At 65.0% G+C, this 19,775-nt stretch carries 27 protein-coding genes and 1 pseudogene; all 28 read right to left on the reverse strand.

Annotated elements, in window-relative coordinates:
* Positions 1 to 30: 30 nt before the first annotated feature.
* Positions 31 to 504 (reverse strand): 50S ribosomal protein L15, encoded by a 474-nt coding sequence (gene rplO / locus C5E06_RS13755; RefSeq protein ID WP_104242661.1) that lies wholly within the window; start codon positions 502 to 504, stop codon positions 31 to 33.
* A complete protein-coding gene (gene rpmD, locus C5E06_RS13760; protein WP_104242663.1) occupies positions 501 to 689 on the reverse strand; it encodes a 50S ribosomal protein L30 in 189 nt (62 codons plus the stop codon). The genes rplO and rpmD overlap by 4 nt, the downstream gene beginning before the upstream one ends.
* Positions 689 to 1,366, reverse strand: a complete 678-nt coding sequence (gene rpsE, locus C5E06_RS13765; RefSeq protein ID WP_104242810.1) for a 30S ribosomal protein S5 — start codon at positions 1,364 to 1,366, stop codon at positions 689 to 691. The genes rpmD and rpsE overlap by 1 nt, the downstream gene beginning before the upstream one ends.
* A gap of 32 nt (positions 1,367 to 1,398) precedes the next feature.
* Complete coding sequence (gene rplR / locus C5E06_RS13770; protein WP_104242664.1) at positions 1,399 to 1,770, reverse strand: 50S ribosomal protein L18; 372 nt, start codon at positions 1,768 to 1,770, stop codon at positions 1,399 to 1,401.
* A 2-nt stretch (positions 1,771 to 1,772) separates the two neighbouring features.
* A complete protein-coding gene (gene rplF, locus C5E06_RS13775) occupies positions 1,773 to 2,309 on the reverse strand; it encodes a 50S ribosomal protein L6 (RefSeq protein ID WP_104242666.1) in 537 nt (178 codons plus the stop codon).
* Positions 2,310 to 2,315: 6 nt separating this feature from the next.
* The gene (gene rpsH, locus C5E06_RS13780) at positions 2,316 to 2,714 is read right to left on the reverse strand and encodes a 30S ribosomal protein S8 (protein ID WP_068479267.1); all 399 of its coding nucleotides are present in this window, start codon (positions 2,712 to 2,714) and stop codon (positions 2,316 to 2,318) included.
* A 125-nt stretch (positions 2,715 to 2,839) separates the two neighbouring features.
* Positions 2,840 to 3,427 carry a 50S ribosomal protein L5 gene (gene rplE, locus C5E06_RS13785; RefSeq protein WP_104242668.1) on the reverse strand — a complete coding sequence of 196 codons (588 nt, stop codon included), beginning with the start codon at positions 3,425 to 3,427 and terminating at the stop codon, positions 2,840 to 2,842.
* Between the two features lie 125 nt (positions 3,428 to 3,552).
* A pseudogene (gene rplX, locus C5E06_RS13790) lies at positions 3,553 to 3,897 on the reverse strand (50S ribosomal protein L24); the annotation flags it as partial.
* Between the two features lie 3 nt (positions 3,898 to 3,900).
* Positions 3,901 to 4,269: a 50S ribosomal protein L14 gene (gene rplN, locus C5E06_RS13795; RefSeq protein ID WP_068479273.1), complete on the reverse strand. Its 369-nt coding sequence runs from the start codon at positions 4,267 to 4,269 to the stop codon at positions 3,901 to 3,903.
* Between the two features lie 39 nt (positions 4,270 to 4,308).
* Positions 4,309 to 4,605: a 30S ribosomal protein S17 gene (gene rpsQ / locus C5E06_RS13800; protein WP_104242672.1), complete on the reverse strand. Its 297-nt coding sequence runs from the start codon at positions 4,603 to 4,605 to the stop codon at positions 4,309 to 4,311.
* Positions 4,605 to 4,934, reverse strand: a complete 330-nt coding sequence (gene rpmC, locus C5E06_RS13805) for a 50S ribosomal protein L29 (RefSeq protein WP_104299433.1) — start codon at positions 4,932 to 4,934, stop codon at positions 4,605 to 4,607. The genes rpsQ and rpmC overlap by 1 nt, the downstream gene beginning before the upstream one ends.
* A gap of 2 nt (positions 4,935 to 4,936) precedes the next feature.
* The gene (rplP, locus tag C5E06_RS13810) at positions 4,937 to 5,353 is read right to left on the reverse strand and encodes a 50S ribosomal protein L16 (RefSeq protein WP_068479279.1); all 417 of its coding nucleotides are present in this window, start codon (positions 5,351 to 5,353) and stop codon (positions 4,937 to 4,939) included.
* 2 nt (positions 5,354 to 5,355) lie between these two features.
* A complete protein-coding gene (gene rpsC, locus C5E06_RS13815; RefSeq protein WP_104242676.1) occupies positions 5,356 to 6,114 on the reverse strand; it encodes a 30S ribosomal protein S3 in 759 nt (252 codons plus the stop codon).
* A complete protein-coding gene (gene rplV / locus C5E06_RS13820; RefSeq protein ID WP_104242678.1) occupies positions 6,114 to 6,497 on the reverse strand; it encodes a 50S ribosomal protein L22 in 384 nt (127 codons plus the stop codon). Before rplV ends, rpsC begins: the two co-directional genes overlap by 1 nt.
* 24 nt (positions 6,498 to 6,521) lie before the next feature.
* On the reverse strand, positions 6,522 to 6,803 hold the full coding sequence (gene rpsS / locus C5E06_RS13825) for a 30S ribosomal protein S19 (protein WP_068479286.1): 282 nt from the start codon (positions 6,801 to 6,803) through the stop codon (positions 6,522 to 6,524).
* Positions 6,804 to 6,814: 11 nt separating this feature from the next.
* Positions 6,815 to 7,654 (reverse strand): 50S ribosomal protein L2, encoded by an 840-nt coding sequence (rplB, locus tag C5E06_RS13830; protein ID WP_068479288.1) that lies wholly within the window; start codon positions 7,652 to 7,654, stop codon positions 6,815 to 6,817.
* Between the two features lie 25 nt (positions 7,655 to 7,679).
* Positions 7,680 to 7,979: a 50S ribosomal protein L23 gene (gene rplW / locus C5E06_RS13835; RefSeq protein WP_068479290.1), complete on the reverse strand. Its 300-nt coding sequence runs from the start codon at positions 7,977 to 7,979 to the stop codon at positions 7,680 to 7,682.
* Complete coding sequence (gene rplD, locus C5E06_RS13840; protein WP_104307186.1) at positions 7,976 to 8,623, reverse strand: 50S ribosomal protein L4; 648 nt, start codon at positions 8,621 to 8,623, stop codon at positions 7,976 to 7,978. The genes rplW and rplD overlap by 4 nt, the downstream gene beginning before the upstream one ends.
* A gap of 6 nt (positions 8,624 to 8,629) precedes the next feature.
* Complete coding sequence (gene rplC, locus C5E06_RS13845) at positions 8,630 to 9,283, reverse strand: 50S ribosomal protein L3 (protein ID WP_104242682.1); 654 nt, start codon at positions 9,281 to 9,283, stop codon at positions 8,630 to 8,632.
* Positions 9,284 to 9,291: 8 nt separating this feature from the next.
* Positions 9,292 to 9,600, reverse strand: a complete 309-nt coding sequence (rpsJ, locus tag C5E06_RS13850; RefSeq protein WP_068479296.1) for a 30S ribosomal protein S10 — start codon at positions 9,598 to 9,600, stop codon at positions 9,292 to 9,294.
* Positions 9,601 to 9,969: 369 nt separating this feature from the next.
* A complete protein-coding gene (locus C5E06_RS13855; RefSeq protein ID WP_104307188.1) occupies positions 9,970 to 12,084 on the reverse strand; it encodes an acyltransferase family protein in 2,115 nt (704 codons plus the stop codon).
* 207 nt (positions 12,085 to 12,291) lie between these two features.
* Entirely contained in the window at positions 12,292 to 13,485 is a 1,194-nt protein-coding gene (gene tuf / locus C5E06_RS13860) for an elongation factor Tu (RefSeq protein WP_104242686.1), read from the reverse strand.
* A gap of 121 nt (positions 13,486 to 13,606) precedes the next feature.
* Positions 13,607 to 15,721, reverse strand: coding sequence for an elongation factor G (gene fusA, locus C5E06_RS13865; protein ID WP_104242688.1), 2,115 nt, complete (start codon positions 15,719 to 15,721; stop codon positions 13,607 to 13,609).
* Positions 15,722 to 15,775: 54 nt separating this feature from the next.
* Positions 15,776 to 16,246 (reverse strand): 30S ribosomal protein S7, encoded by a 471-nt coding sequence (rpsG, locus tag C5E06_RS13870; protein WP_068479304.1) that lies wholly within the window; start codon positions 16,244 to 16,246, stop codon positions 15,776 to 15,778.
* Positions 16,246 to 16,620, reverse strand: coding sequence for a 30S ribosomal protein S12 (gene rpsL, locus C5E06_RS13875; RefSeq protein ID WP_068479306.1), 375 nt, complete (start codon positions 16,618 to 16,620; stop codon positions 16,246 to 16,248). Before rpsL ends, rpsG begins: the two co-directional genes overlap by 1 nt.
* 261 nt (positions 16,621 to 16,881) lie before the next feature.
* Positions 16,882 to 17,400 carry a hypothetical protein gene (locus C5E06_RS13880; RefSeq protein ID WP_104242690.1) on the reverse strand — a complete coding sequence of 173 codons (519 nt, stop codon included), beginning with the start codon at positions 17,398 to 17,400 and terminating at the stop codon, positions 16,882 to 16,884.
* A gap of 19 nt (positions 17,401 to 17,419) precedes the next feature.
* Positions 17,420 to 17,911: a hypothetical protein gene (locus C5E06_RS13885; RefSeq protein ID WP_104307190.1), complete on the reverse strand. Its 492-nt coding sequence runs from the start codon at positions 17,909 to 17,911 to the stop codon at positions 17,420 to 17,422.
* Positions 17,908 to 19,698 carry a hypothetical protein gene (locus C5E06_RS13890; protein WP_104307192.1) on the reverse strand — a complete coding sequence of 597 codons (1,791 nt, stop codon included), beginning with the start codon at positions 19,696 to 19,698 and terminating at the stop codon, positions 17,908 to 17,910. The genes C5E06_RS13885 and C5E06_RS13890 overlap by 4 nt, the downstream gene beginning before the upstream one ends.
* Positions 19,699 to 19,775: the final 77 nt, after the last annotated feature.

A 19,775-nucleotide genomic window follows, 5' to 3' on the forward strand; every position in this document is an offset into this window, starting at 1 on the left:
TCGGCAACCGCCGACCCCCGCTTGGAGTTGCTACTTGACGGAACCGCCGGCGGCAACGATCTTCTGCTCTGCTGAGCTGGAGACCTTGTCGACCGCGACGTTCAGCTTAACCGCAATCTCACCATTGCCGAGCACCTTGACGGGCTCGTTCTTGCGAACCGCACCCTTTGCCACGAGGTTCGCGATGGTGACATCGCCGCCCTCGGGGAAGAGCTCGGCCAGCTTGGAGAGGTTGACGACCTGGTACTCGACACGGAACGGGTTCTTGAACCCGCGCAGCTTCGGCGTACGCATGTGCAGCGGCATCTGGCCACCCTCGAAGCCGATACGCACTGTCGTGCGCGCCTTCGAGCCCTTGGTGCCGCGACCGGCGGTCTTGCCCTTGGAGCCCTCACCGCGACCAACGCGCGTCTTGGACTTCTTGGCACCGGGAGCGGGGCGGAGGTGGTGGACCTTGAGCTGAGGCTCGGAGGTCACATCCTTCTCGTTCTCGTTCTTGGTCATTCGGAGATCTCCTCAACTGAAACCAGGTGAGCGACTGTCTTGACGTAGCCGCGGTTCACCGAGTTGTCCGGCTTGACGACGGTGTGGCCAATGCGCTTGAGGCCGAGCGAGCGCAGTGTGTCGCGCTGGTTCTGCTTCTCGCTGATCTTGGACTTGATCTGGGTCACCTTGAGACTCTTGGCCATCAGGCACCGACCTTCTGTGCTTCGGCTGCGGCCTTGGCCGCGTTGGCCTCGGCACGCAGAATGCGCTGCGGAACGACCTGGTCGACGGGCAGGCCACGACGAGCTGCGACTGCGCGCGGCTCCTCGAGCTGCTTCAGCGCCGCGACGGTTGCGTGCACGATGTTGATCGTGTTCGACGAACCGAGCGACTTCGACAGGACGTCGTGGATGCCCGCGCACTCAAGCACGGCGCGGACGGGGCCACCGGCGATAACACCGGTACCTGCAGCGGCGGGACGGAGCAGGACGACGCCTGCTGCTGCCTCGCCCTGCACGGGGTGCGGGATCGTCTTCAGGACGCGAGGAACGCGGAAGAAGTTCTTCTTCGCCTCTTCGACGCCCTTGGCGATGGCCAGCGGGACCTCACGGGCCTTGCCGTAGCCGACGCCCACGAGTCCGTTGCCGTCGCCGACGACGACCAGCGCGGTGAACGCGAAGCGACGACCGCCCTTGACGACCTTGGAGACGCGGTTGATGGTGACGACGCGCTCCAGGAACTGGTTCTTGTCATCGCGCGAGTTGCGGTCGCGGCCGCCCTGGCCACGCTCGCCACGACCACCGCGGCGGTTGTTGTCGCGACCTCCGTCGCGCTGTGCCGACTCACTCGACGCGGCCGTCTCAACGGGCGTGTCGGTCATGTTGTCGGGCGTGTTGGTGTCGATTTTCTCGGTCACAGGTTCAGCCCTGCCTCTCGTGCTCCATCAGCGATGGCCGCGACGCGACCGGCGTACTTGTTGCCGCCGCGGTCGAAGACCACGCTTTCGATGCCGGCGTCCTTGGCGCGTGCGCCGACGAGCTCGCCGACCCGCTTCGCCTTGGCCGACTTATCACCGTCGAACTCACGCAGCTCGGCTTCCATGGTGGATGCCGAAGCCAGCGTGATGCCCTTGGTGTCGTCGACAACCTGGACGAAGACGTGACGCGCCGAGCGCGTGACGACGAGACGGGGACGCTGTGCGTCGCCGGAGACCTTCTTGCGAAGGCGGACGTGGCGGCGACGGGTCGCTGCCTGCTTGCTCTTTCCTCGAGTTCCGAGTCCCATGGTTACTTACCTGACTTTCCGGCCTTGCGGCGGATCTGCTCGCCCTCGTAACGCACGCCCTTGCCCTTGTAGGGCTCGGGGAGGCGGAGCTTGCGGATGTTCGCTGCGACCTCGCCGACAGCCTGCTTGTCGATTCCGACGACCGTGAGCTTGTTGTTGCCCTCGACCTGGAACGTGATGCCCTGGGGGGGCTCGACGTTGATCGGGTGCGAGTAGCCGAGTGCGAACTCGACGCCCGTGCCCTTGGAAACGATGCGGTAACCGGTTCCAACGACCTCGAGCTTCTTCGTGTAGCCCTCGGTGACGCCGATGATGTTGTTGTTGATGAGCGTGCGGGTCAGGCCGTGCAGTGCACGCGACTCACGCTCGTCGTTCGGACGCGTGACGAGAAGCTGACCGTCTTCGAGCTTGACCTCGATGGGGTTCGCGACGACGAGCGCGAGCTCGCCCTTCGGTCCCTTGACGGTGACGTTCTGCGCGTCGATCTTGATGTCAACGCCTGCTGGGACGCTGATCGGGAGACGACCAATTCGTGACATGACGGATTACCACACGTAGGCGAGGACTTCTCCGCCTACGCCCTTCTGCTCGGCCTGACGGTCCGTGAGGAGACCGGAGGAGGTGGACAGGATGGCAATGCCGAGGCCGCCGAGGACGCTTGGCAGCTCGGTCGAGCGCGCGTACACGCGGAGACCTGGCTTGGAGACGCGCTTGATGCCGACGATCGACCTCTCGCGGTTCGGACCGAACTTCAGCGAGAGAGTGAGGGTCTGGCCCACTCGTGCATCTTCGACTGTCCAGTCGGTGATGTAACCCTCGCGCTTGAGGATGTCGGCAATGTGGGACTTGAGCTTCGAGCTCGGCATCGACACGGAGTCGTGGTGCGCCGAGTTCGCGTTGCGCAGTCGCGTCAGCATATCTGCGACGGGATCTGTCATCGTCATGATGAGTGCCTTTCGCCTGGTTTCGCGGGGCCGTACACGGCCCCGCGACCTGTGGTGGACGGGCCATTGCGGTTGCAACAGCCCGATGGGGTCACGGCATACGCCGTGACCCTCGGGTGTTCAGACTAGTTCTGCTGGAGACCGGCCTGGAACGGGAAGCCGAGCTTGCCCAGGAGAGCGCGCCCATCTTCGTCGTTCTTCGCCGTCGTGACGACGGTGATGTCCATACCGCGTGTGCGGTCGATCTTGTCTGGATCGATCTCATGGAACATTACCTGCTCCGTGAGGCCGAAGGTGTAGTTTCCGTTTCCGTCGAACTGGCGGTCGTTGAGACCACGGAAGTCGCGGATACGGGGAAGAGCGAGCGAGAGCAGGCGGTCGAGGAATTCCCACATGCGGTCGCCGCGCAGTGTGACGTGCGCGCCGATCGGCTGTCCTTCGCGCAGCTTGAACTGTGCGATCGACTTCGTGGCCTTCGTGACCTTCGGCTTCTGACCGGTGATCGCCGTGAGGTCCGTGATGGCACCCTCGATGATCTTTCCGTCGCGAGCTGCTTCGCCAACACCCATGTTCACGACGATCTTCACGAGACCGGGAACCTGGTGGACGTTGCTCACGCCGAGGTCTGCCTGCAGCTGAGCCTTGAGCTCGTCGCGGTACTTCAGCTTGAGACGGGGCTGGATTTTGCCAGCCTCCGTGGCGATGTCAGTCATATCTACTCGTCGTCCTTCTTCTTCGGTGCGGCGGCCTTGGCCTTCGTCGCGGGCTTCTTCTCAGCCTTCTCAGCCTTGTCGGCCTTGGCGGCCTTCTCGACCTTGGCCGGCTTCGCAGCGCGGCGCGATGGCTTGAAGACGCGCGTGCGCACCGTCTTGGTCACGCCGTCCTTCGTGACCTCTTCGACCTGCACACCGGTGCGAGCCGGCTGCTTGGTCTCGGGGTCGACGAGTGCGACGTTGGAGATGTGGATGGGGGCCTCGACGGTCTCGATGCCACCCGTCTTCGTGCCACGCTGCGTCTGTCCGACGCGAACGTGCTTGGTCACGAAGTTGATTCCCTGAACGAGAATGCGGTTCTCTTCGCGGAGCACCTCGAGCACTTCGCCCTGCTTGCCGCGGTCTCCACCACGAGCCTGGCTCGGGCCCGAGATGACCTGGACCAGGTCGCCCTTGCGGATCGTTGCCATGGGTTAAATCACCTCCGGCGCGAGCGACACGATCTTCATGAACTTCTTGTCGCGGAGTTCGCGACCGACCGGTCCGAAGATTCGAGTGCCACGCGGCTCGTTGTCACCCTTGAGGATGACGGCTGCGTTCTCGTCGAACTTGATGTACGAACCGTCGGGACGACGGGTCGACTTGACTGTGCGAACGATGACGGCCTTGACGACCTCACCCTTCTTGAGGTTTCCGCCAGGGATCGCGTCCTTGACGGTCGCGACGATGACGTCACCGATCCCCGCGTAGCGGCGGCCGGAGCCACCGAGTACGCGGATCGTGAGGAGTTCCTTGGCGCCGGTGTTGTCGGCGACACGGACTCGTGATTCTTGCTGAAGCATCTGTCAAATTCCTTCGCTGAGTGGTCGAAGAGGCGAGGCCTACTTCGCCTTCTCCAGGATCTCGACCAGGCGCCAGCGCTTGGTAGCGCTGAGGGGACGGGTCTCTGCAATCAGGACGAGGTCGCCGATGCCGGCCTGGTTGTCGGCGTCGTGCGCCTTGACCTTGCTCGAGCGGCGGAGCACCTTGCCATAGAGGGGGTGCTTGACGCGCTCTTCGACCGAGACGGTGATGGTCTTTTCCATCTTGTCGCTCGTGACGTAGCCGCGCCGGGTCTTGCGGTAGTTGCGCTCGTGCGCTTCTTCCGTTGCCTCGGGCTGTGTCGTGCTTTCAGCCATTACTTGGTCTCCTCGTTCTCAGCCTCGGGCGCAGCCTCGGAGGCTTCGGCCTTCTTCGAAGCCTTGGTGGCCTTCGACTTCTTGGCCGGCTTCTCGACCGGGGCCGGGGTTGCGCGGATCCCGAGCTCACGCTCGCGGATCACCGTGTAGATGCGCGCGATGTCGCGCTTGACCTGACGGATGCGTCCGCGCTCTTCGACCTGGTTGGTCACGGCCTGGAAGCGCAGGTTGAACAGCTCTTCCTTGGCCTTCTTGAGCTCCTCGACGAGACGTCCGTCTTCGAAGTTGTCGAGCTCGGTGGTGGCGAGCTCCTTGGTACCAATCGCCATGATTACTCGCCTTCCTCGCGCGAAATGATGCGTGCCTTGAGCGGCAGCTTGTGGATGGCGCGCGTGAGGGCCTCGCGAGCGAGCTCCTCGCTGACGCCGGCGACCTCGAAGAGGACGCGGCCGGGCTTGACGTTCGCAACCCAGGAGTCGACTGCACCCTTACCGGAACCCATGCGGGTCTCGGCGGGGCGAGCGGTCATCGGGCGGTCCGGGTAGATGTTGATCCAGACCTTGCCGCCACGCTTGATGTGACGCGTCATGGCGATACGAGCTGCCTCGATCTGACGGTTGGTCACGTAGGACGGGGTGAGCGCCTGGATGCCGAACTCGCCGAACGATACGGTGTTGCCACCCTTCGACATGCCGCTACGGTCCGGGCGGTGCTGCTTACGGTGCTTGACTCGACGTGGAATCAACATGGTTACGCCTCAACTCCTGCGGCGACCTGCTTCTCGTTGTCGCGGCGCGGGCCACGGCGTGAGCGGTCGTTACGGTCCCCACGGGACGACTTCTGGTTGGCCTGTTCGCGGGCGAGTTCCTTGTTGGTCATGTCGCCCTTGTAGATCCACACCTTGACACCGATGCGACCGTAAGTGGTCTTGGCCTCGTAGAAGCCGTAGTCGATGTTGGCGCGGAGCGTGTGCAGCGGAACGCGTCCCTCGCGGTAGAACTCCGAGCGGCTCATCTCAGCACCGCCGAGGCGGCCGGAGACCTGGATGCGGATGCCCTTGGCACCTGCACGCTGAGCGCCCTGGAGGCCCTTGCGCATCGCACGGCGGAAGGCGACACGAGCAGAGAGCTGCTCGGCGATGCCCTGCGCGACCAGCTGAGCGTCAGCCTCGGGGTTCTTGACCTCGAGGATGTTCAGCTGGATCTGCTTGCCCGTGAGCTTCTCGAGGTCGGCGCGGATGCGCTCGGCCTCTGCTCCGCGTCGTCCGATGACGATGCCGGGGCGTGCCGTGTAGATGTCGACGCGAACGCGGTCACGCGTGCGCTCGATCTCGATGCGGGAGACGCCTGCACGGTCGAGTGTCTTCTGGAGATACTCGCGAATGCGGATGTCTTCCTTGACGTAGTCGCTGTAGCGCTGACCCGGCTTGGTCGAGTCTGCGTACCAGCGGGAGACGTGGTCGGTCGTGATTCCGAGACGGAAGCCGTACGGATTGATCTTCTGGCCCATTACTTGCTGCTCCCCTTCTCGGCCTCGGCGAGCTCCGGCGTCGCCAGCACAACCGTGATGTGGCTTGTGCGCTTGTTGATGCGGAATGCTCGTCCCTGTGCACGTGGACGGAAGCGCTTGAGGGTTGCACCCTCGTCTACGAACGCCTTGGCGATGTAGAGGTCGCGCTCGTCAAGGAACTGGCTTTCCTTGTCTGCCTTGACACGTGCGTTGGCGATTGCGGATGCAACGACCTTGTAGACCGGCTCAGAGGCACCCTGAGGTGCGAACTTCAGGATCGCGAGCGCTTCGAGCGCCTGCTTGCCGCGGATCAAGTTGACGACGCGACGAGCCTTCTGAGGGGTGACGCGGATGTGCCGCACGCGTGCGGTTGACTCCACCATATTTTCCTCCTTCACGTCGCCGCGTTAGCGGCGACGACCCTTCTTGTCGTCCTTCTCGTGTCCACGGAAGGTGCGGGTCGGTGCAAACTCGCCGAGCTTGTGGCCGACCATGGTTTCGGTGACAAACACGGGGATGTGCTTGCGACCGTCGTGCACGGCGATGGTGTGGCCGAGCATGTCCGGCACGATCATCGATCGGCGCGACCAGGTCTTGATGACGTTCTTCGAGCCAGCTTCGTTCTGCTTGACCACCTTCTGGAAGAGGTGTTCGTCGACGAAGGGGCCCTTCTTGAGACTGCGAGGCATCTTCTGATCTCCTACTTACGCTTCTTGCCGGCAGGGCGACGGCGGACGATGAGCTTGTCGCTCTCCTTGTTGGGGCGACGGGTGCGGCCTTCTGGCTTACCCCAGGGGCTCACCGGGTGACGTCCACCGGATGTGCGGCCCTCACCACCACCGTGCGGGTGGTCGACCGGGTTCATGACGACACCACGGACCGTCGGGCGAACGCCGAGCCAGCGCTTGCGGCCGGCCTTGCCCAGGTTGATGTTCGACTGCTCGGCGTTGCCGACCTCGCCGATCGTCGCGCGGCAGCGCACGTCGACGTTGCGGACTTCGCCGCTCGGCAGACGCAGCTGGGCGTAGGGGCCGTCCTTCGCAACGAGGCGAACGGAGGCTCCGGCCGAGCGCGCCATCTTCGCGCCGCCGCCTGGGCGGAGCTCGATGGCGTGGATGACCGTACCGGTCGGGATGTTGCGAAGCGGGAGGTTGTTGCCCGGCTTGATGTCGGCGCCAGCGCCCGACTCGATGATGTCGCCCTGCTTGAGCTTGTTGGGAGCCAGGATGTAGCGCTTGGATCCGTCGAAGAAGTGCAGCAGCGCGATACGAGCGGTGCGGTTGGGGTCGTACTCGATGTGAGCGACCTTGGCGTTCACGCCGTCCTTGTCGTTACGACGGAAGTCGATGACGCGGTACTGGCGCTTGTGGCCACCACCGATGTGACGGGTCGTGATGCGTCCCTGGTTGTTGCGTCCACCCGACTTGGTGAGGGGGCGGAGCAGCGACTTTTCGGGAGTCGAGCGCGTGATCTCGGTGAACTCGGACACCGAGGCTCCACGACGACCTGGCGTCGTGGGCTTGTAATTGCGAATAGCCATGTGAATTCGTCCTCTGTGCTCTCGATTAACCGGCGTTCGAGAAGATGTCGATGGTGCCGGACTTGAGCGAGACGATGGCGCGCTTGGTGTCCTTGCGCTTGCCGAGCCCGAAGCGGGTGCGGCGCGTCTTGCCCGTGCGGTTCAAGGTGTTGACCTTGTCGACCTTGACGTCGAAGATCTGCTCGATAGCGAGCTTGATCTCGGTCTTGTTCGAACGGGGGTCGACCTCGAAGGTGTACTTGCCCTGGTCGATCAGGCTGTAGCTCTTCTCGGAGATCACCGGCGCGAAGATGATGTCGCGCGGGTCCTTGTTGTTTGCGCTCATGCGCCCTGCTCCTTGCTGGTCTTGCTCTCGACGAACGCGTCGTAAGCAGCCTTCGTGAAGAGGATGTCGTCCGAGACGAGGACGTCGTAGGCGTTGAGCTGGTCCACGAAGAGCACGTGAAGTGCCTGCAGGTTGCGGACGCTCAGCAGGCTGAGCTCGTCGCTGCGGTCGAGGACGACGAGGATGTTGCGTCCCGCCGCGACCTTCGCGATTGCTGCGGCTGCGACCTTGGTCGAGGCCTTCTCGCCCGTGACGAGGGAGTCGACGATGTGCAGGTGGCCACCGCGTGCGCGGTCGCTCAGTGCGCCGATGAGGGCGGCTGCAATCATCTTCTTGGGGGTGCGCTGCGAGTAGTCGCGCGGCGTCGGTCCGTGGACGATGCCACCACCCTTGTGCTGCGGCATGCGGACCGAACCCTGACGGGCGCGGCCGGTGCCCTTCTGCTTGAACGGCTTGCGACCGGAGCCGGAAACCTCTCCACGGTTCTTCGTCTTGTGCGTGCCCTGACGAGCAGCCGCACGCTGTGCGACGACGACCTGGTGGATCAGCGGGACGTTGGTCTGCGCGTCGAAGATGGCGGCAGGCAGTTCGACCGAGCCGGACTTCTTGCCGGCTGCGTCGGTGACGTCAATCTTGGTTGCCATAGGAAACTAGGCCCCCTTCACTGCGTTGCGAACGAAAACGAGACGACCCTTGGGGCCGGGGACAGCACCCTTGACGAGGAGGATGCCCTTCTCGGCGTCGGCTGCGTGAACCGTGAGGTTCTGGACGGTGACGCGGTCGCCACCCATCCGGCCAGCCATGCGCGTGCCCTTGAAGACACGGCTGGGGGTCGCGGAGGCACCGATGGAGCCGGGGCGACGGTGGTTCTTGTGCGCACCGTGAGATGCGCCGACACCGGAGAAGTTGTGACGCTTCATGACACCGGCGAAGCCCTTGCCCTTGCTGGTGCCGACGACGTCGATCTTGGTGCCGGGCTCGAACGTGTCTGCGCCGAGCTCCTGACCGATCGTGTACGAGGCTGCATCAGCGGTGCGGAGCTCGGTGATGTGGCGGCGAGGCGTGACGCCCGCTGCTGCGAACTTGCCGGCTGCCGGCTTGTTCACCTTGCGCGGGTCGATCGCGCCTGCGGCGATCTGAACGGCTTCGTAGCCGTTCTTTTCGACGGTCATGATCTCGGTGACGACGTTGGTGCTCACCTGGATGACCGTGACGGGGACGAGACGGTTTTCAGCGTCCCAGACCTGGGTCATGCCGAGCTTCGTGCCCAGCAGACCCTTGAACGTCTTGGTAGCGGTAGACATGTGTTTCCCTAGAGCTTGATCTCGATGTTGACATCGGCCGGAAGGTCGAGGCGCATGAGCGAGTCGACGGCCTTCGGCGTCGGGTCGACAATGTCGATCAGACGCTTGTGGGTGCGCATCTCGAAGTGCTCGCGGCTGTCCTTGTACTTGTGAGGGCTACGGATCACAGCGATCACGTTCTTCTCGGTAGGCAGGGGCACCGGACCGATGACGGAGGCGCCAGCACGGGTTACGGTGTCGACGATCTTGCGCGCCGAGCTGTCGATGACCTCGTGGTCATACGACTTCAGTCGAATGCGGATCTTCTGTCCCGCCATGGTTGACTCTCTCTCTCAATGACGTGCCGCCATTGCGGCTTCGCATGCAACCCCGTGGCGTCTTCACGCCGGGATTCGCACCACTGTTTTTCTGTCAAGTTCACCTGCTCGGAGCACAGGAGTGTACTCAAGCTGATGGACGGCCTTCGGGATTCGACCTCGGTGAGGTGTCTTCCTTTGGCCGGAGCTTTGCTCTGCTGCCGGCGGCCTAAGCTGCACACCAGGCGTCTTGCGACGCGGGGCGCTTATGCACACTCCGGGCAGTGATTCGAACACACGACTAGCGCCGTGCCCCGAAATACTGAACTCACCGAGTTTAGACCGGGGAGGCCTGTTCTTGCAACCCGGGCGTGTCGCGGATTTCGCTGGTCACTCGGTGCGCGCGTCCGCGAGGCCCTGCGCGATGACATCGGCGAGGAACACCGAGTACTCGCGACCCACGTGCGTCGGGTCCGAATGCACGGAGATCCCAGCGACGACGAGGGGGCAGAGCCCGAGCTCCACGTCGCAGAACCAGTCGGAGGTCCGGACGACCGCGGCTCCGCCTGCCGCCATCTGCTCGGCCTGGTGATCGCGACGCTCCACGAACTCCGGCCCGAAGGCGCTCGTGCAGGATTCCTCGGCCTGTTGCCGCGTCGATGCGGCGAGGCAGGCGTCCAGGGAGTTGGCGGGAGTCACTGCGTCGAGCCAGACGACGTCGATTCCCATCTCGGTGAGCTCGCGGACCAGTTCAACGGAGCCCTCGCCGAGCGTGGTTCCCTTGTTCCACGCGAGGTCACCGAACTGCTCCCCCACCCACCAGCCGCCGTAGGAGATGATCACCGTGTCCGGTCGGTCCGCAGCAGCGAGCTCCATGACCCAGTTGTTGTGGGCGGCGCATTCGTCCTTCATGTCGCCTGATCTGTCGAGGGCTGCGCCCTGAGTGAAGGGGCACATGCTCTTGCCAAGCAGTTGCACGGTCGTCTCGCCACCGACAGCTGCCCGGACGCCGGGTGCCCAGGAGACAGCCTGCGAGTCGCCGACGATCCAGAGCTCTTCGCCGGAGTCCTGATCGGCATCTTCGGGTGCGTAGCGGCAGTTGGCTCGATTGTCGTCGGTGACCGTCAGGCAGCCGTTCACCGACCATTCCGGGCCGAGTGCATCCCAGCCCGAGACCGCCTCGCCGTTGAGCGCGGTCGGCTCGAGGAGCGCCTCGGTGATCGCGAGGCTCAGCTGCTGCTCGCTCGTGACGGTCTGCCCGGGACCGAGGTCTGCGATGGCCTCCTGGCGCAGGCCAGGCGCGAGCTGCACACCCACGAAGGCCACGATGGCGATCAACGGCACGCTGACCGAGGTCAGCAGCCGGGGATTGCGCTTCCATCTCGGTGCCGTCGAATCCACCTGGGCCACCGGATTGCGGACGCGGCCAAGGAACGCGAGGAAGCGGGACATCGCCCAGGCGACGGCGATGGACACGGCGAGGAGCAGGAGACCGTCGAGGAACGACACCGGCTCGCTGCGCTCGGGAAAGAGCTCGACGAAGAGCTTGAGGATCGGCCAGCTCCACAGGTACAGGCCATACGAGAAGCCGCCGAGCCAGACGAGCGGTCGCCATGTGAGCAGACGATTCCCGCCGGAGAGCTCCCCTGAGGCACCTGAGATGAGCACGAGGAGCGCACCCCCGACGGGGTACAGGGCGATGAGGCCCGGGTACGGCCATTCGCTCGGGAGGAAACCCGCGGTGAGCACGAGTGCGAGGCCGAGGCTGCCGAGAAGCGCTCGCACGGTCTTCGGCAGGTGAATGCGCGTCATCACGAGCGCGGCGACGGCGCCGATGCCGAACTCCCAGAGGCGGGCCCAGGTGCTGTAGTAGGTGGGCACAGGATCGCTCGCGACGCCGTTGAGCGCGTAAATGAGCGATGCTGCAGTGAGGAGCGCGAATCCCGCAGTAGCGACACGACGCACACGCCACTTCGCGAGCTTCGCAATGGCCCCCAGGATGAGCACGAATGCGAGCAGCAGCAGCGTCGCCTGCCCCTGGACCGACATCGCCCAGAAGTGCTGCACGGCCGACTTGTCGTGCCCCGCGGAGATGTAGTCGGTTGCGTCCCCCGCCAGCCGCCAGTTCTCCCAGTACGTCGCGGCGGCGAAGATATCCGTCACGTTTCGCTGGAACGACAGCGGCGACTCGGTCATGAGGAGCACTGCGGAGACCACGATGAGGACGAGTCCGGCCATCGGGAAGAGCCGGGTGGCCGTGCGCTTGACGTACTGCCAGGCGCGGATGCTCCCCCGTCGCTCGAGCTCGCCGACAAGCGTCGTCGCCAGCAGGAAGCCGCCGAGGACGAAGAAGAGGTCGACACCGCCGGAGACCGTGCCGAACCAGATGTGGAACGACGCGACGAGCAGCGAGGCGATCGCGCGCAGGCCCTGGATGTCCGAGCGGTAGCGATTCGGCTCCGGCCGAGCTGGCACGCTCGTCGGGCGTTCTGCGCGTACGGACATACGTCGTGCTCCCTGACTGCACTGAGGCGGTGGATGGCCCTCGGCTGGGGATGCGGAGGCGACCGATCAGCGCCAGGGAAGGGGCAGGCTTCGACCCGGCACACGAGAGACGAGTGTAGCTCGCATCTCGACTCCGTGAAAACGGATGAAAACACGAAATGGGGCCGGACCCGAAGGTCCGACCCCACTGCGAAGTGAGCTGGAAGCTTACTTGTTGATCTTCGTCACCGTGCCGGCGCCGACCGTGCGGCCACCCTCACGGATTGCGAAGCCGAGGCCCTCTTCCATGGCGATCGGCTGGATGAGCTCGACCGTCATGTCCGTGGTGTCACCGGGCATGATCATTTCCTTGCCCTCGGGCAGGGTGATGACGCCGGTCACGTCCGTGGTGCGGAAGTAGAACTGCGGGCGGTAGTTCGTGAAGAACGGGTTGTGACGGCCACCCTCGTCCTTCGAGAGGATGTAGGCAGTTCCCTCGAAGTTCGTGTGCGGCGTGACGGAACCGGGAGCGACGATGACCTGACCGCGCTCGACGTCCTCACGCTTGGTGCCACGGAGGAGCAGACCACAGTTCTCACCGGCCCACGCCTCGTCGAGCTGCTTGTGGAACATCTCGATACCCGTGACGGTCGTCTTGACGGTCGGACGGAGTCCGACGATCTCGACGTCCGAGTTGATGGCGAGCGTGCCACGCTCGGCGCGACCCGTGACGACGGTTCCACGACCGGTGATCGTGAAGACGTCCTCGACGGGCATGAGGAACGGCTTGTCCTTGTCGCGGACGGGCTCCGGCACGTTGTCGTCGACAGCCTGCATGAGCTCGACGATCTTCTCGGCCCAAGCCTCGTCGCCCTCAAGCGCCTTGAGGCCGGAGACCTGGACGACAGGAGCGTCGTCGCCGGGGTAGTCCTGGCTGGAGAGGAGCTCGCGAACCTCGAGCTCGACGAGCTCCAGGATCTCCTCGTCGTCAACCATGTCGGCCTTGTTCAGCGCGACGACCAGGTACGGCACGCCGACCTGCTTGGCGAGCAGCACGTGCTCACGCGTCTGAGCCATGGGGCCGTCGGTTGCGGCGACCACGAGGATTGCGCCATCCATCTGCGCAGCGCCCGTGATCATGTTCTTGATGTAGTCGGCGTGACCCGGAGCATCGACGTGAGCGTAGTGACGCTTGGGCGTCTCGTACTCGACGTGGGAGATGTTGATCGTGATACCGCGCTGACGCTCTTCCGGAGCGGAGTCGATCGACGCGAAGTCACGCTGCACGTTGGTCGCCGAAGGGTACTTGTCAGCAAGCACCTTCGAGATCGCTGCGGTGAGCGTGGTCTTGCCGTGGTCGACGTGACCGATCGTTCCGATGTTTACGTGCGGCTTGGTCCGCTCGAACTTGGCCTTGGCCACTGTGGTCCTCCTAGGACGTCGTTGGTGTCCATCCGCCAATGATGCAGAAGGACTTCCGGGTTTTCAGTGATGAATGTTACCCGCTCGGGCGACGCGCTGCGTCACCCGAGCCGGTAGAGGCTTATTCGCCCCGGTTCTTCTGGATGATCTCCTCGGCAACGGCCTTGGGGACCTCGGAGTAGGTTTCGAACGTCATCGAGTACACAGCGCGACCAGAGGTCTTGCTGCGCAGGTCACCGATGTATCCGAACATCTCCGACAGCGGTACGAGTGCACGCACTACCTTCACGCCACTGGCATCTTCCATCGACTGGATCTGGCCGCGGCGGGAGTTCAGGTCGCCGATCACGTCGCCCATGTACTCCTCAGGAGTACGGACCTCGACCGACATGAGCGGCTCGAGGATGACGGGACCGGCCTTGGGGGCTGCTTCCTTGAACGCGATCGAGCCCGCGATCTTGAACGCCATCTCCGAGGAGTCGACGTCGTGGGCAGCACCATCGAGGAGCGACGCCTTGACGCCGACCATCGGGTATCCGGCGAGGACGCCGACCTGCATGGCGTCCTGGATGCCAGCATCCACGGAAGGGATGTACTCACGAGGCACGCGACCACCGGTGACGGCGTTCACGAACTCGTAGGTCTTCTCCGCGTCCATCTCAAGCGGCTCGAGCTTGATCTGGATCTTGGCGAACTGGCCGGAGCCACCCGTCTGCTTCTTGTGGGTGTAGTCGAACTTCTCGACGACCTTCGTGAGCGTCTCGCGGTAGGCGACCTGGGGCTTGCCCACGTTCGCCTCGACCTTGAACTCGCGCTTCATGCGGTCGACGAGGATGTCGAGGTGCAGCTCGCCCATGCCCTTGATGACCGTCTGACCGGTCTCCTGGTCGAGCATGACGCGGAACGTCGGGTCTTCCTCGGCCAGCTTCTGGATAGCCGTTCCGAGCTTCTCCTGGTCGGCCTTGGTCTTCGGCTCGATCGCGACCTCGATGACGGGGTCCGGGAAGGTCATCGACTCGAGGACGATCTGCTTGTCAGGGTCGCTCAGGGTGTCACCGGTCATGGTGTCCTTGAGGCCGATGACGGCGTAGATGTGTCCAGCGGTCATCGACTCGACCGGGTTCTCCTTGTTGGCGTGCATCTGGAAGATCTTCCCGATGCGCTCCTTCTTGCCCTTCGAGGAGTTCACGACCTGCGCGCCGGACGGGACGTGTCCCGAGTAGACGCGCGTGTAGATGAGGCGACCGAAGAACGGGTGCACGGCGATCTTGAACGCGAGAGCCGCGAAGGGCTCGTCGGCGCTCGGACGACGCGTGAGCTCCTCCGACTCGTCACGCGGGTTCATGCCGATGACGGCAGGAACGTCGAGCGGCGACGGGAGGTAGTCGACGACGGCATCGAGCATCGGCTGGACGCCGCGGTTCTTGAACGCGGAGCCGCAGAGCACCGGGTACATCTCGCTCGTGACGGTGAGCTTGCGGATGGCTGCCTTGATCTCGGGAATCGAGATCTCCTCGCCGGCGAAGAAGCGCTCCATGAGCGCGTCGTCGGTCTCGGCGACGGCCTCGAGCAGCTTCGTGCGGTACTCCTCAGCGCGCTCCTTGAGGTCTTCCGGGATCTCCTGGGTCTCGTACGCAGCACCCAGGGTGGTGTCACCCTTGGAGTCGCTCGGCCAGACCTTGGCGTTCATCTCGACCAGGTCGACGACGCCGATGAAGTCGTTCTCAGCGCCGATGGGGAGCTGGATGACGAGCGGCTTCGCGCCGAGGCGGTTGATGATCGTGTCGACCGTGAAGTAGAAGTCGGCGCCGAGCTTGTCCATCTTGTTGACGAAGCAGATGCGCGGGACGTCGTACTTGTCAGCCTGACGCCAGACGGTCTCCGACTGGGGCTCAACGCCCTCCTTGCCGTCGAACACGGCGACGGCACCGTCGAGGACGCGGAGCGAACGCTCCACCTCGACGGTGAAGTCGACGTGACCAGGCGTGTCGATGATGTTGATCTGGTTCTTCTTCCAGAACGACGTCACAGCAGCGGAGGTGATCGTGATGCCACGCTCCTGCTCCTGCTCCATCCAGTCCGTCGTCGAGGCGCCGTCATGCGTCTCGCCGAGCTTGTGGTTGACACCGGTGTAGAACAGGATGCGCTCGGTGGTTGTCGTCTTGCCAGCATCGATGTGCGCCATGATGCCGATGTTGCGGACCTTGTTCAGGTCAGTAAGCACGTCCTGTGCCACGGGTGTCCTCCGAAAGGATTGAAGCGAGAGTGGTGAGGGCTACCAGCTGCTGGATTACCAGCGGTAGTGCGCGAAGGCCTTGTTCGACTCGGCCATCTTGTGCGTGTCTTCACGGCGCTTCACCGCGGCGCCGAGGCCGTTGGATGCGTCGAGGATCTCGTTCGTGAGGCGCTCGGTCATCGACTTCTCGCGACGGTTCTTCGCGTAGCTCGTGAGCCAGCGGAGAGCGAGCGTGTTGGCGCGGTGAGGCTTGACCTCGACCGGGACCTGGTAGGTCGAGCCACCGACGCGGCGCGAGCGAACCTCGAGCGTGGGGCGCACGTTGTCGAGCGCCTTCTTGAGAGTCGCGACTGCGTCGAGCTCGGACTTGGCAGCGACACCCTCGAGTGCGTCGTAGACGATGCGCTCGGCGAGGCCCTTCTTGCCATCAAGAAGGATCTTGTTGACGAGCTGGCTGACGATGGGGGCGCCGTACACGGGGTCGGCGACCACGGGGCGCTTGGGGGCTGGACCCTTACGTGGCATTACTTCTTCTCCATCTTCGCGCCGTAACGGCTGCGAGCCTGCTTGCGGTTCTTCACTGCCTGGGTGTCGAGTGCACCGCGGACGATCTTGTACCGCACACCCGGGAGGTCCTTCACACGGCCGCCACGGACGAGCACCATCGAGTGCTCCTGGAGGTTGTGGCCCTCACCTGGGATGTAGGCGGTCACCTCGGTGCCGTTCGACAGCTTGACACGGGCAACCTTGCGGAGCGCCGAGTTCGGCTTCTTAGGCGTCGTCGTGTAGACGCGGGTGCAAACCCCGCGCTGCTGAGGGTTGGCCTTCAGGGCTGGCGTCTTGGACGCCGACGCCTTGGGGCGGCGGCCCTTGCGGACCAACTGCTGAATTGTTGGCACGAATAATCTCCTTGGTTTTGTACTGCGTGATCGTGGTAAGCACGATTCCTGTGCCTACGAGGCACTGTTTGCCTCTTGATAACCGACCGGCGGTACAAAATCTCTGGTATCGCTGGTTGGTGAAGCGGTGGCAGTCGAGGCGACTGGCGTTGCTTACAGTTGCGCGTTGAGCTGCGGTTTTACACAGTTTCAACGTTCGCACGGTTTTGGGCGCGACAGGGCGCGCGCACCGAAAAATCCTACCCCGTCAGTTTTGCAGGGTCAAGCCACACCCCGATCGCGTCCGGACGGACGTGCCGTCGAGAGGAGGACGGCGATGATCACGATGATCGCGAGCGGCACGATCGCGATCCCGAACGGACTCGTGGAGAGGCCCACGGCGACCTGGCTCGGAAGCGTGGAGATCGCATCCGACGCCCCCGGCTCCGGCCGGGAGCTCGATACCGCGATGCCGGCCATGATCGCGAACGCGAGCCAGGCGAGCAGGCTGCCCGGAAGCGACAGCCAGAGCGAACCCGGCTTGCCGAGGAACCTTCTGCGGAGCGCAACCGCCGCGGAGAGCGCGACCACGGCCGTCGCAGCCGCCACCGCCAAGGGCGCCACGAGGACACCGACGCCTGGCAGCTCGATGACGTCCCGATCGAGGCCGAGGGAGACGAATCCCCACGTCGCGATGACGAGCGACGCGAACACGAGGCCGCTGACGGCACCCCACGTCCCAGCCCTCCCCCACGAGGAGCCGGGATCAGGCGGCAGCTCGGCATCGAAGCGTTCGATCATGAGCTCGCAGCCGCCTTCCTCAGGACGTGACCTCGACCTGCAGGCCGCGGACGATGCCAGCGATGTCCTTGCCGATATGCGCCGACTGTCCTGCGGTGCTCGTCCCGACAGCCGTCACGATCTCCGTGACAGGCCCACGGTGCAGGATCACCATCTTCGAGCGGACCTCGAGTCCGCCCAGCCTCTGGTCCCGCTGCGTGGACTCGACGTAGTGGGACAGCTGGGGCTGGTCGAGCGTCTCCGCGGATCGCTCCTTGCCACCCCCCTGCGTGATGCGCTGCCGGAGCACGGTGAGCGCATCCTCTGGCGAGATCGTTCCAGGCCATCGCTCGATCGTGACCAGCACGTTCGGGTTGAATCCGTTGGTCGCCACCAGGTGACGGGCGCCGAGCACCGACCCCGCCCACTGCAGCGGCTCCCAGCCGGCAGGGACCTCGAGGGACACAGCTGGGAAAGCGGGGAACTCCTCGCTCGGCAGCGTCAGCCGTCGGAGCTGCGTGCCATCGCTCACTCTGCCGCTCCGTTCGCCTCTGCGGTCTCGGCGGCGCGATCGGCCATGCGCTTCTCGTAGCTGAGCTTGGCCCTGCGGTTCGCGCGGGACACCCGGCGTCCGCGTGCCGCCGCGATGCCTCCGACCCACGTGAAGGCCTCCCGGGCCGCGATGGCCGCGACCAGAGCCGTGAGCAGGTGCTCGGAGGCGCCGAACTTCGCGATCACCTCGTCGATCCGGATGCTCGTGAGCGGCAGCCCATCCGCGAGGTGCTGCTGCAGCGCGGCACCGAAGTAGTAGCCGAGGACGACAAGCGCGGCAGCGAGGAAGCCCCCGAGCACGTAGGCCCACCAGCCAGCGCGATTCACGATGAGCGCCCAGATGACTCCGAACGCGGCGAAGACCGTCACCGGCACCGTGAAGGCCGCCGTTATGGCGAACTCCGAAGCCTCGCCGATCGGGTCGAGGCCGGTGTTGAACGCCGTGCGCAGCACAGCGAAGGCCAGCAGATACAGGGCGGCGAACACCACGGCCGCGACCAGCGCGACGAACACGGCGAACATCCGGTTCCCGCGTTTCTTCGGCTTCACGGGCGCGAGGTCGTCACTGTCCGTGGGGGCAGAGAGACGCAGCGGGGCGAAGGTCGCGTCGTCCGTCGAGGACGACGTGGCGACAGCTCCGGCGACGCGTTCGTCGTCGCCCTCGTCGCGCACGCGCTCAGATGGGCCCGTGGCGTCGCCCTCAGCCTCGGTCGAGGAGATGTCTGCCTCCGTGACTCCGTCACCCTCAGCGAGCCCTCCTGACGTCTCTGCGGCCACCGCGGGCACAACCGGGTCCGTGGCCGAGGTGCCCTCCACGACATCGACCCGCTCGGTGACGGTGACGGCCTCGACCGTCTCGCCGTCGTCGGCGAGCTGCTCGGTCACCGTCTCCGTGACGACGACCTCCGCCTGCACGGCATCGCCGGCATCCCTCTGAGCCGCTCGTTCACTGTCGAGCGCTGCTGCGGCGACAGGCGCGACGGCGTTCACCGCCGCGACGCGGGCAGCGGTGCGGTCGATCTCCAGGGTCCGGCGCGGGGCGTCGAGCTCGTCCTCGGGGGCGGTCGCCGAGCCGGCGGCGTCCACCGTGATCGCGGCGACGGATTCGGCGCCGATGGCGTCGGCAGCCAGCTCCTGTGCGGGCACGGGCTCCGTGACCGGGAAGTCGGCGGCATCATCCTCCTCGGCGACCACTCGGTCGACGACGGGAACGGAGCCGTACGAGTCGACGAGGCCCTCGCGGCCGTCGGGGCGGACGTCCGCGGAATCAGCGGCCTCGGACGGCTCCGAGATGTCATGGTCGAGATCCTGAGACGGGGCGGCGACGTCGACGTCGTCGGTCTGCTCGGGGACGGCGTGAGACTCCGCAGCAGGTGGCTCAGTGGCATCCCGATCAGGCTGGTGGCCGAGCACGGCTGCGAGCTCCTCGCGGTCCAGGCCCACCGTGGCGTTGGGGTCTGCCGCCTCGGCAGCCGTCGAGCCGTCCGCGGCCAGCGGGTCGGAGAATGCCACCGCGACGTCGTCCTGCGGGGCGAGCGCCGGATCGGTCGGTGCCTCAGCGCGCCCATCGAACGCGAGGTCGTCCGCCGCGAGCACGTCGCCAGAGCGCACGTCGCCGTCCTCGCCGATACCTCGGCTGCGCGCAAGCGCGGCCTCCAGCTGGTCCTGGGCGTCCGGAAGCTCTCGGGGCTCGCCCGTCCCTCCGCCGGCCTCCGGCTGCGGGCCGTCATCGAAGGGCTGGCGAGGCGCGCGCGTGTCGTCACTCATGAGGCCAACGTTAGGGCCGTCCGCACGCATCGGGTCGGTGACAAGCCGCAGACGCACGAACGCCCCCACCCGAGACG

Source organism: Pseudoclavibacter sp. RFBI5 (assembly GCF_002931395.1).
In the GTDB taxonomy this organism is placed as follows: Bacteria; Actinomycetota; Actinomycetes; order Actinomycetales; family Microbacteriaceae; genus Pseudoclavibacter.